Source organism: Acinetobacter sp. F-1 (assembly GCF_022869025.1).
Classification (GTDB): Bacteria; Pseudomonadota; Gammaproteobacteria; order Pseudomonadales; family Moraxellaceae; genus Acinetobacter; species Acinetobacter pseudolwoffii.
In genome coordinates this window covers 1-17153 of the sequence record NZ_JAJKFX010000023.1, presented here as the reverse complement: position 1 = coordinate 17153, position 17153 = coordinate 1, and the positions used below count along the sequence as shown (strand labels likewise).

Genomic DNA, 17153 nt, shown 5'->3' with positions numbered 1-17153 from the left:
TCCCGACTGGGTGCTTTTACTGGAACTGCTCAGATTGAGCCAGAACCGCTTAGACCGTACGGCGTTTGGTCAGCATGTTATAAATAAACAGAATAATCACTGCACCGATTACGGAAGCAATCAGACCTGCCGCAGAATCTGCCGAATAAAGACCGAGCATACGACCAGCAAATGTAGCCAATAAGGAACCGGCAATACCTAACAGGGTCGTCATGATAAAGCCTGCCTTGTCATTACCCGGATGAATTGCACGTGCAATCAGACCCGCGATAAAACCAATGACAATCGCAACAATAATTGTCCACATAGGTATGCTCCTTGTTATCATGTCTTTGTTTTTACATCATGTTTAATTATCTTGAAACAGAATAGGAAGCAAAAAAAGTTGAATCCTGAAACGAGATGTTATTTTTTGTTCCTGTTTTTCTGTGTATTTGAGACATAAAAAAAGTGGCCTAAGCCACTTTTTAAAATAAATTTTAAAGACCGATTTCACCAATAAATGGCAGATGACGATACTTTTGGTCATAGTCCAGACCATAACCTACGATAAATTTATCTTCAACTTCAAAGCCCAAAAATTCGACCTTTAAATCGATTTCACGACGTGATGGTTTACTTACCAAAGTACACAGTTGAATCGAGTTCGGTTGGCGGGTTTGCAGGATTTCCAGCACCTTGCTCAAGGTATTTCCCGAGTCAATAATATCTTCAACCACCAGCACGTCTTTGCCACGGATTTCGCCGTCTAAATCTTTCAGAATTTTTACATCACGCGAAGATAGGGTGCCACCGCCATAACTGGATACCGTCATGAAATCCAGTTCATGGGGTTTGGAAATCACACGACACAAATCGGCCATAAAAATCACTGAACCACGTAATAAACCGATGAGCACAAGGTCTTTGTCACTATTGGCATAGTGTGCATCGATTTGAGCACCAAGCTCTTTGACTTTAGCTTGAATTTCTTCAGCGGAAATCATTACGCTCATTTGAACGGTCATGGGTAGATACCTAAAAAGTAAAAATAGCAAAATAAAAAAGGTGTTGACCTGCAACACCTGAATACACTGTAATTTTAATACATCCCTACTGCAGATGCACCTGTTTTGCATGCTGTAAATGTAATCATTTCTTTGCTGCCTGCGAATCCCTGCGCAGGATGAAAGTACAGGTCAGCAACATGGCAGAGACGATCAGCCAGCGATGGCGGTGCTGGGTTTTAGTCGTCTGAGCGGGTACATCGGGCTTTGACATAGACAGCTTCTCCGTAGACATAGGTCACTGCAATATTACGGTCATCGCCGAGCATGGTCAGTGCAAAAAATGCATCTTCAATATTTTTGGCTCTGCTTTGGCGTAACTGCTGTAAAGCGGTGGCATTTAGATCCAGCACCACAAAGTCCGCCTCCTTGCCGATATTAAAGTTCCCCAAACGATCGTCCAGACTTAAGGCTTTAGCACCGCCTAAGGTGGCATGATACAAGGCTTCAAAAGCAGAGAGTTTTTCTCCCTGCAATTGCTGCACTTTGTAGGCTTCATTTAAGGTCTGTAGCTGGTTAAACGAGGTGCCTGCCCCGATGTCGGTACCCAGACCGACTTTCACCTGCTTGTCCCATGCTTTTTTTAAAGGGAATAAACCACTGCCCAGAAACAGGTTTGAGGTCGGACAAAAAGCAATCGCTGAATTGGTCTGCTGCATGCAATCCCACTCCTGCTCTTCCAGATGTACACAATGTGCAAATACTGATTTTGCACCGGTTAAACCATAGTGATGATAGACATCCAGGTAGCCTTTACGTTCCGGAAATAACTCTTTGACCCAGGCAATTTCATTTTTATTTTCACTTAAATGGGTATGTACATAGACATCTGGATATTCGGCTTTGAGCTGACCTGCTTTTTCAAGTTGTTCATTGGTGGACGTCGGGGCAAAGCGAGGGGTAATGGCATACAGGTTACGGCCCTGCCCATGCCATTTCTCAATCAGCGCTTTAGAATCGGTATAAGCGCTTTCTGCCGTATCCGTCAGCGCTTCCGGTGCATGTCGGTCCATCAAGACTTTACCGGCGATCAGACGCATATTTCTGCGACTCGCCGCTGTAAACAAAGCATCTACTGATTCAGGATGTACGGTACAGAAGACCAGTGCCGTGGTGGTACCATTTTTAAGCAATTCCTGCACAAAAAAATCGGCGATTTTTTCGCTATAGGCTGTATCTGCAAACTGGATTTCTGTTGGAAAGGTATAGGTATTTAACCATTCCAGCAGTTGTTCGCCATAGGCCCCGACCATCTCGGTTTGCGGGAAATGAATATGGGTATCGATCAATCCCGGCACAATCAGCTGTTCAGGATAATGGGCGACCTGGATATTTTCAGCTAGATGTTTCTGCCCTTCATCCCAGCTGCCAAACCATTGAATCTTGCCATCTTGCATGATGATCAGACCATCTTCTACATAGCGCACCTGGTCATCAATCTCATGTGCCTGGGCAACTGTATGCTGGATATCAAGGAAACGACCGCGGACTGCCGTTGTTGCAATCTGAGAAGACATGTTAAAACCTGTGCTTTTAATTTTTTCAATAGATTGTAACCCACTTCAGTAGATTTATAACGTGATCATGCTGACTTCATTTGCCTGAGTTAAGTCGAAGCTGTGGTAAGGCAGTCGAGCAATAAAAAAAGTCCGCTCATGATTGAACGGACTTTTTTGACGCTAAAGATGATCGTCTATACAGTTATTAGAGCGTGGTTTGGTTATGTTTTTTACTGTGGCGAATCGACAGGATCGCCGTGATCGTCAAGACAATCACAATAAAGCTCAGTGAAATCCAGATTGGCATATGGAATACATCCAGCATCAGCATTTTAAAGCCGATAAAGACCAGAATAATCCCGAGGCCATAGGGCAGATAATGCATTTTTGATGCGGCACCCGATAACAGGAAGAACATCGCGCGCAGACCCAAAATCGCCATCAGGTTAGCAGTCAGTACAATGAAGGGATCGGTGGTCACAGCGAAAATTGCCGGAATAGAATCGACCGCAAAGATCACATCCGAGGCTTCGACCAGAATCAAAACCAGGAATAACGGCGTTGCCCACAGTAAACCATCTTTACGGATAAAGAATTTGTCAGCTTCAAGTTGCGGGGTAATCCGCATACGTTTACGCAGCCATTTCAGAATCGCCATATCTTCAATATTGCTTTCTTCTTCATCCTGACCACGCAGGAATTTAAAGCCGGTATACACCAGGAAGGCACCGAAGATATATAAAATCCATGAGAATTCCTGAACGAACCAGGCGCCAATAAAAATAAAGATGGTTCTGAGGACAATCGCACCGAGTACACCGTAGAGCAGCAATTTACGTTGCAGCGCGGGTGGAATGGCGAAAGCAGCGAAGATCATCAGCCAGACAAAGACGTTATCAATTGCCAGGGATTTTTCCAGCAGATAACCAGCGAAGTATTCCATGACCTTGGCATTGGCAATTGCAGTACCTGCGGTCTGCTCCAGATAGAGCCATAAACCACCACCAAATAAAGTCGCGACACTGACCCAGGCAATACTCCAGTAGGCCGCAGTCCGGACTTTGACCTCCTGACCATGCTGATGTTTAAAGCCGACGAAATCGATGATCAGCATGACTGCGACAATCGCGAAAAAGACAAGATACAGCCACAGCGTACCAATTGTTTCCATGTGAATTCTCCACATCTGACAATCGGCCATAAAAAAACCTTGACCTGTTGTCAGATGAAAAACATCTATACCAACATGATCAAGGTCTTGCCTACATCTTAGTGTTACACTTCTCATTGAAAGTGTCGCAGTAAGATGCTCAGATACCGACTTTTTGCAAAGTGTAATGACGATATTCTGACACGTTGAACAATCTGAACTACAATTGCTAAACGTTTGGAGGAGGCTACTCCCCTTGTTCAAACGAAATTCTGTTTGAGCAAATGCTCAATATGCAGAAGCATGACAGATTTTTATTAAGACTACAATTTCATTTACAAAAATGCATGATTCAAGCTATTTTTTGAGCAATAAAATCCGGACGGCGAATTAAATATAACGTGATGAGAAAACCCAGACTGGCCAAGATGGCCCCGAGCCAGCCAATACTGTGCAAGCCGATCTGTGCCGTTGCGATCCCACCGAGTAAAGCGCCAGCACCAATTCCAATATTATACAGGCCAGAATAAATCGCCATGGCCACGTCGGTGGCATCGGAGGCCAGATTTAAGGTCTTGGCTTGCAAGGCCAGACTGAAACCAATAATACTGACGCCCCAGAGTAAAGCCAGGGTATTTAACTGCAAGACATTGCTGGACAACGGCAGCAATAATAGCAACGAGATAGCCAGTCCAAGTGTGAACAGTGGAATAGTAAGTTTGGGAAAATGCGGTGCAAAACGGCCAAATAGATAAGAGCCGATTAAACCTGCCCCACCATAGACCAGCAATAAAGTCGTGGTCTGTACAGAACTGAGCTGGGCAATATTCAGTGAAAATGGCTCGATATAACTATAGGCGGTGAATTGTGCACTAATTACAATGACCGTCAGGGCAAATACCAGCATCAGGCTTGGACGTTTTAACAAGGTTTTCAAGCTGCTGAGTGAACCTGAATTGACACTCGGTAATAAGGGCAAGGTTTTGGCCAGTAGCAGGCAGACCACGCTGGCGACGATGGCAATCAAGGCAAAACTATTGCGCCAGCCATAGGCCTCCCCGATCATGCGACCAAAGGGAATTCCCAGAACCATGGCCATGGCAGTACCTGTGGCCAATAAACCCAAGGCTTGAAATTCTTTGCCTGCTGGTGCGACACGTACTGCAAGCGAAGCGGTAATTGACCAAAACAGCGCGTGCGCTACTGCAATCCCGATCCGGCTAAATACCAGAACACTGAAACTCCAGGCAAAATAAGACAGCACATGACTGGAAATGAAGACCGCAAATAAAACCATCAACAAGAAACGTCGTTCAATGTTTTTGGTCAGTAGCATCATCGGTAAAGACAATAAAGCCACGACCCAGGCATAAATGGTCAGCATCAACCCGACCTGAGTCGCCGACATGTCAAAACTTGCACCAATATCACTGAGTAAGGCCACGGGAATAAATTCGGTGGTGTTGAAAATAAAGGCGGCACTGGCTAACGCAATTACGCAGATCCATTGACGTCTTACCGAGGAGCTAAAAGAAGGGCTGGACATAAATATCTGGCTTAAACAACAGACAGGCAGTTTAAACCTGTTCATTGCACGGTGATATCAGGAAAGAGCACAGATTCACAATCGTTTAAAGAAATCGAACAATATGCGACTGAAAAATATGTCAGTCTGGATTAAAAATACGGAGTTTAGAGGATGTTGATTGAGCATCAGCAACAAGGCAGTCAAGGTCAATGGTTTGTCGAGCCAAATGAAAAGCGTCTGGCCGAAATGAGCTATTTCTGGAAAGATGAGGATCGACTGGTGATTGAACATACCTGGGTCGATGACAGTTTGCGTGGACAGCATGTCGGACATTATCTGGTCGAAGCAGCGGTCAAGTTTGCCCGTGAGCAAGGGGTCAAGATTATTCCGGAATGCCCTTTTGCTCAATCGGTATTTGAGCGTGATCCTAATTTCAGCGATGTGTTAAGCAGTTAAAAATGAAAATAAAGGTGGAGATCTATGCAGATTCAATATCAAGATTCAAAACGCGGTGGTGTATTTTTTATGGAAGATAAAGGTCGACGTCTGGCCGAGATTACCTATCAATGGCGGGAAGCCTCGGTGATTATTGCAGATCATACCTGGGTCGATCATTCCTTGCGTGGTCAGGGCGTTGCCCGAAAAATGCTGGATGTGCTGGTCGATTTTGCCCGTGAAAAAAGTTTAACCATCATTCCGCAATGTTCCTATGTGGATGTGATGTTTAAGCGTGACCAAAGTTTATCTGATGTCGCGGCCTCTTCTACTTAATCATTTAGATCGATTTGCCAAGAGCAAAACGGCCTAATGAGCTTTCAATACAAGCTGATAAGTAGTGCGGTGATATGCCCTATTTTTCACTCCAGCTACAAATAAAAAAAGTCCGCCAAGCGGACTTTTTACTTTCCCGCATTAATTGAGTTCGATCATCACTTTCAAGGCCTTTTCATCGGCTGCATGCTTGAACACATCATAAGCTTTTTCAAATTCATTAAATTTAAAGTGATGGGTCGCCAGTTTTTCCAGCGGTAATTTACCGGAACAGCAGGTTTTGAGCAGCATAGCAGTGGTATTGGCATTGACCAGTCCGGTGGTGATGGTCAGGTTTTTAATCCAGAGTTTATTCAGTTCAAAATTAACTGATTTGCCATGTACGCCGACATTGGCAATATGTCCACCCTCTTTGACTACATGCTGGCAGATATTCCAGGTCGCCTCCAGACCAACCGCTTCAATGGCACAATCGACCCCTCGCCCATCCGTCAGCTCCAGCACACGTTGTATGGCATCTTCTTTCGCGGAGTTAATGCTATGCGTCGCTCCCACTGTTTTGGCGAACTCGAGTCGGTTGTCATCGACATCGACCATGATGATGTTGGCCGGTGAATAGAATTGAGCGGTCAGCAGGCAGCTCATGCCGATCGGGCCGGCACCGACAATCACCACATTATCTCCGGGTTTGACATCGCCATATTGCACACCAATTTCATGTGATGTCGGCAAGATATCCGACAGGAACACAGCGACATCTTCATTTAACCCTTCAGGTAAATGATAAAGAGAAGTATCCGCAAACGGCGTGCGTACATATTCGGCATGAGTACCATCAATCATATAGCCCATGATCCAGCCGCCTTCATTGCGACAATGTGCATACAGCTGTTTCTGACAGTTTTCACAGGTTCCACAGCGGCTGACACAGGAAATAATCACCCGGTCGCCTTTTTTGAAGTTTTGAACGGCAGAACCGACTTCTTCTACAATACCAATGCCTTCATGACCTAAAATACGGCCATTAAAACTGCCCTGTTTGCGTGTGGCTTGCTGTTCAATTTCCGGGTTTTTACCTTTCCAGATCCCGAGGTCTGTACCACAAATAGTGACTTTAGTGAGTTTGATAACCGCATCGCTGGGATGCAAAATAGTGGGAATGGGACGGTCTTCAAACCGGATGTCGTTTTCGCCGTAATAGACCATGGCTTTCATTGTTGTCATGACACATCTCCTGAAGGAGTGAGGAATGAGAATGACCTGATTCTGATCTGGCTGTCAGGTCTATAAATACCTGTGTTCTTCTCGATTGTGCCTTGAGTGATGTTTTGTTGCAATCTATCTCGCCTTCAGATTGCAACAAAACATCATGCGTAATGACTGATGAGTGATCGGCATTTTAGGCCAATTTGACATCATGCAATGCAAAGGTCAAAACAGCCATTCTCTCTTTTTGCTAAAACAATTGCCCTAAAAAAAGAAGCCCGCATCGCGGGCTTCTTTTTTCACATACTTATCCACGCATCTATTTTATGCGTTTAAAGCACTGATTAATTTCTGATGCAAACCACCAAAACCGCCATTTGACATGATCACCACCGCATCGCCCTCACCTGCCTCTGCTACCACTGTCTGAATGATGTCATCCAGTGTGCGTGCAATTTTGGCTTTATTTGGCGCAGCATTAATGACCGGTTGCAGATCCCAGTCCAGTCCTTCCGGTTGATACCAGATTACTGCATCGGCCAGACGTGCTGAATGAGCCAGACCCTCTTTATGACTGCCCATACGCATGGTATTGGAGCGTGGTTCAATAATTGCCCAGAGTTTGCGTTCACCCAGACGTTTGCGCGCGCCCTCCAAGGTCGTATCAATCGCTGTCGGATGATGGGCGAAATCATCATAAACCTCAATACCACGGACTGTGCCTAACAGTTCCATACGGCGTTTTACCCCACCGAAATTAGATAAAGCTTCACAGGCGGTTTCAATCGAGACGCCGACATGCTCGGCAGCGGCAATCGTCGCGAGCGCATTGGCCACCGAATGCTGTCCGGTCATGCTCCACTGCACTTCACCTTTCACCACACCGTGTTGCAAGACTTTAAAGTGAGAACCATCTGTCGATAACTGTTCGGCATACAGTTCAGATTTTTCATTGACATCCAGACTGGTGCGCACCACCGGTGTCCAGCAACCCTGCTCTAGTACTTCATCGATATTGCTTTCGGTAATCGGCGCAATGATGCGGCCTTCGCTTGGAATGGTACGAACTAAATGATAGAACTGCTTTTGAATCGCGGCCAGATCATCAAAGATATCGGCATGGTCAAATTCAAGGTTATTTAAAATCGCCGTTTTTGGATGGTAATGTACAAACTTGGAACGCTTGTCGAAGAAAGCCGAATCGTATTCATCCGCCTCGACACAGAAGTATTTGCCACCACCGAGACGTGCACTCTCACTAAAACCCAGTGGCACACCGCCAATCAGGAAGCCTGGCTCTAAACCGGCTTGATCCAGCACCCAGGCCAGCATGGTTGTGGTGGTGGTTTTGCCATGTGTACCCGCAACCCCCAATACATGTTTGCCTTGCAGAACATGATCTGCCAGAAACTGCGGGCCTGAAATATAAGGCAAGCCTTCATTCAGCATATATTCTACTGCATCAATACCACGCTTCATGGCGTTGCCGACAATGATCAGATCTGGATGCGGCTGCAAATGACTACGCTCATAACCCTGCATCAAGCTGATGCCTGCATTTTCAAGTTGGGTCGACATCGGTGGATAGACGTTCAAATCTGAACCTGTCACCTTGTGGCCCAGATCGCGTGCAAGGAGCGCCAGCGATCCCATAAAAGTGCCACAAATACCCAAAATATGCAGATGCATCTACTTCACTCCGTTCCTGTCTGACCCATCACCTTATATTGGTGCGGTTATCATGATTTATTCAATTTGCAAGCAACGATAGCAAGGCTTACACGGAAAAGATAGTCAAAGTTCAAGCATTGCTGCGGGAATTTTTAAATCCTGTTTCACGGATAAATTCAGAGGAAATTTCAAATTTAGAGAATATCTTTTTGCAAAATAAATCGTAGAATAAACCCGATCTTTTTGCAGAGTACATGCCGATGTTGCCGGCTTTATTTCTTCTGGTAATTGCCAATTGCTTTATGACCTTGGCATGGTATGGGCATTTAAAATTTTTACCGCATGATGCGCCGTTGTGGCAGGCAATTTTATTCAGCTGGATGATTGCCCTGTTTGAATATAGCCTGATGATTCCGGCCACCCGATTACTGGCACAGCAGGGACTGGCCGTGGGGCAAATGAAAATCACTCAGGAAGTGGTGACCTTGCTGGTCTTTGTACCTTTTATGATTTTCATGTTTAAGCAGCCCTTTAAACTGGATTATCTCTGGGCAGCCTTGTGTCTGTGCGGATGTGTGTATTTTGTCTTCAGAAGTTCCTGATCAAAAGCTTTGCAGACTACAGGCCTATTTTTATTCCAGTTTTTAATATTTTGCCAAAAAAATAAGAAAAATCGAACCTTGCTTTGACCGTTAAATTTTATGAAGCCGAAAAATCAGTCTATAATAAGCACCTCCTATTAAAGCTTGGCTCTCTCGTCGAGATTTATTTTTTGTTACTTTAATCTCTGGAAAATTTGCAATGAATGCGGCTGCTGCACAAGATGCTCCTCTAGTAGGAATTATCATGGGTTCTCAATCAGATTGGGCAACTCTCGAACATACTGCCAACATGCTCAAGCAGCTTGGTGTCCCATTTGAAGCTGAAGTCGTTTCTGCACACCGTACTCCTGACCGTTTATTTGAATATGCTGAACAGGCGCGTGATCGTGGCATTCAGGTGATTATTGCCGGTGCGGGTGGTGCTGCGCATTTGCCGGGCATGTGTGCGGCAAAGACTGATCTTCCAGTCTTGGGTGTGCCAGTCAAATCATCGATTTTAAACGGCGTCGATTCTTTGCTTTCAATTGTACAAATGCCAGCAGGTATTGCGGTGGGTACGCTTGCGATTGGCCCTGCCGGTGCAACCAATGCAGCCATTATGGCAGCGCAAATTTTAGGTCTGACCCGCCCTGATATCGCGAAAAATGTTGCAGATTTCCGTGCGGCACAAACAGATAAAGTGGCAAGCAATAACATTCCTGGTCAAAACTAAAACCAAGCTTCATACGGGACAGACATCATGGATAAAACCATCGGTATTTTTGGCGGCGGTCAGCTCGGGCGCATGATGGCGCAAGCGGCATTGCCATTGAATATTCAATGTACTTTCTTTGAAGCAAGTACGGATTGCCCTTCTGCGACACTCGGTCAAGTGATTTCCAGCAAGGCCGAAAATGGTCTACAGGATTTTATTGACAGTGCTGATGTATTCAGTCTGGAATTTGAAAATATCCCGCTTGCAGATGTGGATGTGCTGGTGAAAAATAAAGACCTGCATCCACCACGCCAAGCCTTGGCAATTGCACAGCATCGTCTGTCTGAAAAAGCCCTGTTTGATACGCTCGACATTCCTGTTGCGTCGTATAAAGCAGTGACTGCACTTGAAGGTTTACAGGCTGCTGTGGCTGAACTGGGCTTACCAATCGTATTAAAAACCTCTCGCGGTGGTTACGATGGTAAGGGTCAATTTGTCCTGCGGAGTGCTGATCAAATTGAGCAGGCTTGGGCGGAACTTGGCCCTGCCGGTGAACTGATTGCAGAAAGCTTTGTGACGTTCTCACGTGAAGTGTCGATCATTGCGGTACGTGGTCAAAATGGTGATGTAAAAACCTGGCCCCTGGCTGAAAATCATCATCACAATGGCATTCTGTCGCACTCGATTGTGCCTGCACCGAACAGTGCAGACTTGCAGCCGGTCGCACAGGACTACATTACTCGCCTACTCAATCATCTGAACTATGTGGGCGTCTTGACCCTTGAGCTGTTTGTGACAGATAAAGGTCTATATGCAAACGAGATGGCACCACGTGTGCATAACTCAGGGCACTGGTCGATTGAAGGTGCAGTCTGCTCACAGTTCGAAAACCATATTCGTGCGGTGGCCGGTCTGCCACTGGGTTCAACGGAAGTGATTCGTCCAAGCGTACTGGTGAATATCATCGGACAGCATCCAAAATCTGCAGATGTTCTGGCTTTAGAAGGTGCGCATTTGCATCTGTATAACAAGTCAGAGCGTGAAGGTCGTAAGATTGGTCACATTACCCTGATGCCAACCGACAGTACTCAGCTGACGACTTTATGCCGTCAACTGGCGAAGATTTTACCGAATCCACTGGCATTGAGCGAAGATATGACCATTTAAGCGCTATCTTGCTGATAAAAAAAGCGATCACTTCGGTGGTCGCTTTTTTATTTCTCCAGATTCAGGCATGATTGCGCCTCTTCGAAAATGCCTGCCATTTATCGGATCATGATATTTTTCAATTGATTGTAAAATAAACAATTGCGTGTACATAAAAGAGTCTAAATGAAGATTCACAGACCACAGAGAAATACTTTGAATTTAAAAACTCAATGCTGGTTTGAATTCAAAATAATAAATTTAAAACAGTCTTTGAATTTAAAGTTTAAATGAATTTAAATTCAAACCGCTACTTTGAATTCAAAGTTTTAAATTTAAAAATAAACCAAGCCACCCTGTTTTTTAATTCACAAAACAAGACCTTGATAAATATCTGATTAATCCTGTTTATGTTAAGTTATCCACAAAGAAGGTTTTGAATTTAAAGGTTGTTTCCTGGATTTTAAATTTAAATTCAAACAGCGCCGCTGCTTTTGAATTTAAAAACAAGTTGTGGGTAAGTTGTTTTAAATTTAAAACTACAAAATGAATTCAAAAGTGCAGAAATTATGAATTTAAATTTACCTATTTGAGCTTTAATTTTTAGATTGAGCTGCTATGTTAAGAACATAATTCAAAATCTAAATATTCAAGGGTCTTATGCAACGTTTTGCGCTTGTGGTTGGTTCTTTATTCTTGGCTGTTTCTCAGGCAAATGCCGAGCTGATTATTAATGGTCAGCGTGTCGACACGACTACTTTGCCTTCAGCGGCCAGCAGCCCGTCAAATTTTCCTGCCCAGAATAATTTTCAAAACTGTTTGGCAAATTTACGTAGTCAGGCTGTATCAAGAGGCGTCAGTGCAGCCAGCTATGACCGTTATACGCAAAATTTAACGCCTGATTATTCCGTAATTGAACGTTTAAACTATCAACCGGAATTTTCTACCCCGATTTGGGACTATTTGTCTGGTTTAGTCGATGAAGAGCGGGTTCAGCTCGGCCGGCAAAAATTACAGCAACATCGCGAAGTCTTAAATCGTGTTTCCGCAGCCTATGGCGTGCCTGCAGAAACGATTGTTGCGGTATGGGGTGTAGAAAGTAATTTTGGTGATATTTCCGGTCGCTATCCTTTATTGCAGGCCTTAGGAACATTGAGCTGTGAAGGGCGGCGCCAGAGTTATTTCCGTGGTGAGTTTTTTACCACGATGAAACTGTTACAGCGCGGTGATGTGCGAGAGGATCAGTTAAAGGGTTCATGGGCAGGTGCTTTCGGTCATACCCAGTTTATGCCATCGACCTATGATGAGCTTGCGGTCGATTTTGATGGCGATGGCCGCCGTGATCTGGTTTCGAGTATTCCCGATGCTTTGGCATCAACCGCCAACTTTTTAAGCAAGCGTGGTTGGCAGACCGGACAGCCTTGGGGTTTTGAAGTAAAAATCCCGCAAGGCATGTCAATCTCAAATGAAGGCCGTCGCAATAAAAAATCACTGAATAGCTGGATTAGCCGTGGTGTAGTGCGTGCCGATGGTTCCCCTTTAATTCAAGGGGATTTATCAGCATCTTCTCAGGCTGGCTTGCTTGCGCCTGCCGGCCCGAATGGCCCAGTCTTCCTGGTCTTTAGAAACTTTGATGCCATTTATAGCTATAATGCAGCAGAAAGTTATGCCTTGGCGATTGCACATTTATCCGATCGTTTGCAGGGTAAAGGGAGCTTCAGCACATCTTGGCCAACCGATGACGCGGGTACATCGCGTTCAGAACGTCGCGAGATTCAGCAATTTTTACTAAATCGTGGCTATGACATTGGTGCGGTGGATGGCCTGATTGGTGATAAAACCCGTCAGGCGATTCGTCAGGAACAGCAGCGTTTGGGCTTGAGTCCGACCGGCCGTGCCGGCCAGCAGATTCTGCGTGCGTTCCGTAATGAAAATGCCAAACTGATGATGCAATAAGTAAGATTGAAAATGAAAAAGGTCTGTATAAATGCAGACCTTTTTTTATAACTTTAGATTGCTCTGGTCAGGTTTAAACAGCAGTAATGGTTCCCAGAACACGATAGCCTAAAGCACCGGTCACCGCTGGCAGGTTACCATTGAGTTGCTTGATAAAACGCATCGCCAGCCAGGCAAAGGCGGTGGCTTCTACCCAGGTCGGACTGAGGCCCAAATCAGCCGTGGTTTGTATGCTCCATTCATGTTTGCGTAAGCGCCAGCGCAGTTGCTCAAGTAAATAGGAATTATAAGCGCCACCACCACATACGAAAACTTGTCCGGTATCCATACCAGAACGGTAAATGGCTTTTTTAATGGCACGGGTAGTGAGCTTTAATAAGGTCGCCTGCACATTTTCCGGGGTATCTTCCAGTTCATCGTATTGCAGGTCATTGCGCCAGTCGGCAATCTGCTCATCCAGCCATTCCAGGTTAAAGTCTTCACGGCCGGTACTTTTAGGCGGTTCTTTAGAGAAAAATTCGTGTGACTGTAAACGATCCAGCAGGCTGCGAATCGGCGTACCATAAGCGGCCCAATTGCCATTTTCATCATAAGGCTGGCCGGTATAACGCGCGCACCAGGCATCCATCAGAATATTGGCCGGCCCTGTATCAAAGCCATAAACATCATCAGGCTTTCCGGCAGGTAACAGGCTGACATTAGCAATCCCGCCCAGATTTAAAATTACCCGGTGAATGCTGTCATGCTGGAAAATATCCTGATGAAAGGCAGGAACCAATGGCGCACCTTGACCGCCCGCCGCCAAATCACGACGACGGAAATCTGAAATCACCGGAATCTGGGTGATTTCGGTAATAATATTGGGGTCACCAATTTGCAGGGTAAAACCATGCTCAGGGCGATGGCGGATGGTCTGACCATGTGAGCCAATGGCTTTAATTTTAGATTTATCTAACTGGTTGTTTTCAATCAGTTGGTTGATACCATGACCAATCATTTCTGCCAAGGCCACATCGGCCTTGCCCATACGGTCAATTTCATTGTCATCGGGCAAAGTCAGTGCCATCAGCTCATGCCGGAGGTCAGGATCGAATGCCAAAGTGAGTGTGGCATGAAGCTGTAAAGGATCAAAAGAAGCAGCAACAATATCGACACCATCCATGCTTGTGCCGGTCATTACCCCAATATAGATCGCTGTCATGGTTATTCTTAAGCCTGCAATATGCTGAAAAAGTGTTAGTATATCGCACAAATTGAGTAACTGATGTATTGGATTTTGTGATGTCAAATTTCCTGCCGGCTGAAGAACAACTTGCCCTCATTCAACGAGGCACCCATGAAATTATTTCTGAAGAAGACCTTCTTAAGAAATTAAAAAAGAATCGTCCATTAAAAATTAAAGCAGGTTTTGACCCAACTGCGCCTGACCTGCACTTAGGTCATACGGTTCTCATCAACAAGTTAAAAGTATTTCAGGATTTGGGCCACGAAGTATTCTTCCTGATCGGTGACTACACGGCGATGATCGGTGATCCAACAGGTAAAAGTGCTACACGTCCACCATTATCACGTGAACAAGTTTTAGAAAATGCAAAAACCTATCAAGAACAAGTGTTTAAAATTCTTGATCCAAACAAAACCAAAGTTGTATTTAACTCGGAATGGTTTGCACAAAAAACCGCGGCTGATTTAATTCAATTGGCATCACAGCAAACTGTGGCGCGTATGTTGGAGCGTGACGACTTTACCAAGCGTTATAACAGTCAACAGCCGATCGCGATTCACGAATTCTTGTATCCATTGGTACAAGGTTATGATTCGGTGGCTTTAGAAGCGGACGTAGAGTTGGGTGGTACAGACCAGACCTTTAATCTGTTGATGGGTCGTACGCTACAAGGTCGTTATGATCAGGAAGCACAAGTGTGTATTACGGTGCCTATTCTTGAAGGTTTAGATGGCGTGAATAAAATGTCTAAATCTTTAGGCAACTATATTGGTGTATTTGATGCGCCAGGTGCGATGTATCAAAAAGTGCTTTCAATGCCGGATGCATTGATTGAGCGTTATTTTGATCTGCTCAGCTTTAAATCAATTGAAGAAATTCAGCAGTTGCTAAAAGAAATTGCTGAAGGCCGTAACCCGCAAGAGGTGAAAAAGATTCTTGCGCTGGAGCTGGTTGAGCGTTTTCACGGAAGTGACGCTGCTGCGCATGCACATAAAGGTGCGGGTAATATCATTACTGAGGGTGAATTACCGGAAGGTACGCCAGAAGTCACTATTTCACGTGGCGAGTTTGGTGGTGAAATCTTTATTACTTCAATTTTACGTGAAGCAGGTTTGACCAAGAATGCGGCCCAAGCCAAAGATGCTTTAGGTCGTGGCGCGGTGAAAGTGGATTGGCACACTGTAGATAGTTCTTATTCGGTTAAGGAAAATCTGACCTTGATCGTTCAGGCCAGCAAAAAAGCGATTGCGAAAGTTACTTTCACCGATTAAAAAATTGATAAGTTATTGAAATAAAAGCAGGCTTCGGTCTGCTTTTTTATTGATGTCCTATATTCATAAAGCAAATAAGCAACTTCAAAAAAAACCCTATAAAAACAAGAGTTAAATTTTCCCAAATTGCTTGCTTTTCGGGTTTATTATCTATAGGATTTATTCATCTAGAGAATTGGTTCAAAGCATCTAGAGGGTGATAATAAGACAACTCCACAATTTATAAGGTCTCTTCCCCAAGAGACTCTTTTTTAAGCTTTAAAGTGAATAACTATAATAATGACATAATGGATCGGGTAAAGATTCAATTCTAAGGAGGAGATTTTGGGAGAGATCTCTTCCTTTTTTATTTGTAGCGATTTCATTCTGAACCTTTAAAATCGCAGGTATTATTTTCTTGGAGGACATTCCACCTAGAATTCATCCTCTAATTAAGTGTTGTTTTGCTAGCTAAAGGGTGGCTGACTATATTGGTTCGCAAAAGACAGCACAATATAAAAAGAAAGCAGAGGGGGTTCGATGTATCGCTATCCAACAGAAAATATTTTTGATGAAGACATTGATTGTATTTTAAGTTTCTTATTTGAATATCAGTCTGCCGAACAAAAACAGCAACGTTATATCCCTGTCTATAACTTATTTATGCAGCTTGATCTGGCTGCGAATTACTATCTATTTTCCCTGATTGAAGAGCGTTTACCGCGACGCGCAAAACTATTCTTTGTTGCTGAAGACTATCAGGGCAAAAAAGACATGATTATAGAAGTCATGCAATACTGGCTTGAGCAGCGCAAGCAGGAAAAGTAACTGAATAGAATTAACCTGCTGATATGTTCTATCTCTATATCTATATAGATAAGCAAGCTTGTGCGGCCCTATACCCAAACACCAAAATCATTGAATAACGTCTTTATAGCCTAAGATACCTATACGCTTTTATAAGAAGTTTCACTGAAAAAGTGCGAATGAACTACCAAGTCGAAGGGAAAGAATCGTTGGTTTCGCTAATATGTCATGATTTGGTTTTGTTTCTGGGAGTTGAACGAGATAAAAAGCATTATTTAAGGATAAACAGCAAAAATTACTGCTCTAGCTATTATATTGATCGCTTTTAAGTCTAATTAAATTTTGGCTTATAAAAATAAAATGATGTGTTTAGTGCATTTATTGCATAAAAACGCTTAAAAATTAGATAAAAAAGCGATTTTTTAGGATTTTTTGTAGAAAAAAAAGACATACGTGAAAAATATAGTGAATAGGGGGTTGCAATGATTCTGAAATCCTCTAGAATGCACCCATACCGACGAGATAGACGGAAACGAACGAAGCAGATTGCTGAGTTGTTAAGTATATCGAAGTCCAGCTTCTGGCACTGACGAGGTGTTAGA

At 44.1% G+C, this 17153-nt stretch carries 16 protein-coding genes; 8 read left to right on the top strand and 8 right to left on the bottom strand.

Annotated elements, in window-relative coordinates:
• Positions 1 to 49 precede the first annotated feature (49 nt).
• The 5 genes from LOZ91_RS14380 to LOZ91_RS14360 all read right to left on the bottom strand — a co-directional run bounded on the left by LOZ91_RS14380 (position 50) and on the right by LOZ91_RS14360 (position 5241).
• Positions 50 to 307 carry a GlsB/YeaQ/YmgE family stress response membrane protein gene (locus tag LOZ91_RS14380; RefSeq protein WP_005173486.1) on the bottom strand — a complete coding sequence of 86 codons (258 nt, stop codon included), beginning with the start codon at positions 305 to 307 and terminating at the stop codon, positions 50 to 52.
• Between the two features lie 172 nt (positions 308 to 479).
• Positions 480 to 1007 carry a hypoxanthine phosphoribosyltransferase gene (gene hpt, locus LOZ91_RS14375; RefSeq protein WP_005173483.1) on the bottom strand — a complete coding sequence of 176 codons (528 nt, stop codon included), beginning with the start codon at positions 1005 to 1007 and terminating at the stop codon, positions 480 to 482.
• A gap of 218 nt (positions 1008 to 1225) precedes the next feature.
• Positions 1226 to 2563, bottom strand: coding sequence for a guanine deaminase (gene guaD / locus LOZ91_RS14370; protein ID WP_180072799.1), 1338 nt, complete (start codon positions 2561 to 2563; stop codon positions 1226 to 1228).
• A gap of 187 nt (positions 2564 to 2750) precedes the next feature.
• A complete protein-coding gene (locus LOZ91_RS14365; protein WP_100329858.1) occupies positions 2751 to 3716 on the bottom strand; it encodes a TerC family protein in 966 nt (321 codons plus the stop codon).
• A gap of 331 nt (positions 3717 to 4047) precedes the next feature.
• Positions 4048 to 5241 carry a sugar transporter gene (locus LOZ91_RS14360; protein WP_005173477.1) on the bottom strand — a complete coding sequence of 398 codons (1194 nt, stop codon included), beginning with the start codon at positions 5239 to 5241 and terminating at the stop codon, positions 4048 to 4050.
• 153 nt (positions 5242 to 5394) lie between these two features.
• On the opposite strand from LOZ91_RS14360, the gene LOZ91_RS14355 reads away from it, so the two are divergent.
• Complete coding sequence (locus LOZ91_RS14355) at positions 5395 to 5679, top strand: GNAT family N-acetyltransferase (RefSeq protein WP_005173474.1); 285 nt, start codon at positions 5395 to 5397, stop codon at positions 5677 to 5679.
• Positions 5680 to 5703: 24 nt separating this feature from the next.
• The gene (locus LOZ91_RS14350) at positions 5704 to 5994 is read left to right on the top strand and encodes a GNAT family N-acetyltransferase (RefSeq protein WP_005173472.1); all 291 of its coding nucleotides are present in this window, start codon (positions 5704 to 5706) and stop codon (positions 5992 to 5994) included.
• Between the two features lie 141 nt (positions 5995 to 6135).
• Here the strand turns inward: LOZ91_RS14350 and LOZ91_RS14345 are convergent, their stop codons facing one another.
• Positions 6136 to 7218: a zinc-dependent alcohol dehydrogenase family protein gene (locus tag LOZ91_RS14345; protein ID WP_005173470.1), complete on the bottom strand. Its 1083-nt coding sequence runs from the start codon at positions 7216 to 7218 to the stop codon at positions 6136 to 6138.
• Positions 7219 to 7524: 306 nt separating this feature from the next.
• Complete coding sequence (gene mpl / locus LOZ91_RS14340; RefSeq protein WP_244783456.1) at positions 7525 to 8889, bottom strand: UDP-N-acetylmuramate:L-alanyl-gamma-D-glutamyl-meso-diaminopimelate ligase; 1365 nt, start codon at positions 8887 to 8889, stop codon at positions 7525 to 7527.
• A 242-nt stretch (positions 8890 to 9131) separates the two neighbouring features.
• On the opposite strand from mpl, the gene LOZ91_RS14335 reads away from it, so the two are divergent.
• The 4 genes from LOZ91_RS14335 to LOZ91_RS14320 all read left to right on the top strand — a co-directional run bounded on the left by LOZ91_RS14335 (position 9132) and on the right by LOZ91_RS14320 (position 13269).
• Positions 9132 to 9473: a DMT family protein gene (locus LOZ91_RS14335; protein WP_074384157.1), complete on the top strand. Its 342-nt coding sequence runs from the start codon at positions 9132 to 9134 to the stop codon at positions 9471 to 9473.
• Between the two features lie 199 nt (positions 9474 to 9672).
• On the top strand, positions 9673 to 10185 hold the full coding sequence (gene purE / locus LOZ91_RS14330; RefSeq protein WP_005173464.1) for a 5-(carboxyamino)imidazole ribonucleotide mutase: 513 nt from the start codon (positions 9673 to 9675) through the stop codon (positions 10183 to 10185).
• Positions 10186 to 10212: 27 nt separating this feature from the next.
• A complete protein-coding gene (locus LOZ91_RS14325; RefSeq protein ID WP_244783455.1) occupies positions 10213 to 11334 on the top strand; it encodes a 5-(carboxyamino)imidazole ribonucleotide synthase in 1122 nt (373 codons plus the stop codon).
• Positions 11335 to 11973: 639 nt separating this feature from the next.
• Positions 11974 to 13269 carry a lytic murein transglycosylase gene (locus LOZ91_RS14320; RefSeq protein ID WP_244783454.1) on the top strand — a complete coding sequence of 432 codons (1296 nt, stop codon included), beginning with the start codon at positions 11974 to 11976 and terminating at the stop codon, positions 13267 to 13269.
• Between the two features lie 73 nt (positions 13270 to 13342).
• Here LOZ91_RS14320 and LOZ91_RS14315 read toward each other — a convergent pair whose 3' ends face one another.
• Positions 13343 to 14470 (bottom strand): anhydro-N-acetylmuramic acid kinase, encoded by a 1128-nt coding sequence (locus tag LOZ91_RS14315; protein ID WP_005173456.1) that lies wholly within the window; start codon positions 14468 to 14470, stop codon positions 13343 to 13345.
• An 80-nt stretch (positions 14471 to 14550) separates the two neighbouring features.
• Here LOZ91_RS14315 and tyrS point away from each other — a divergent pair, with 80 nt between their 5' ends.
• Complete coding sequence (gene tyrS, locus LOZ91_RS14310; RefSeq protein ID WP_100535507.1) at positions 14551 to 15765, top strand: tyrosine--tRNA ligase; 1215 nt, start codon at positions 14551 to 14553, stop codon at positions 15763 to 15765.
• Positions 15766 to 16284: 519 nt separating this feature from the next.
• On the top strand, positions 16285 to 16572 hold the full coding sequence (locus tag LOZ91_RS14305) for a hypothetical protein (RefSeq protein WP_074383803.1): 288 nt from the start codon (positions 16285 to 16287) through the stop codon (positions 16570 to 16572).
• Positions 16573 to 17153 lie beyond the last annotated feature (581 nt).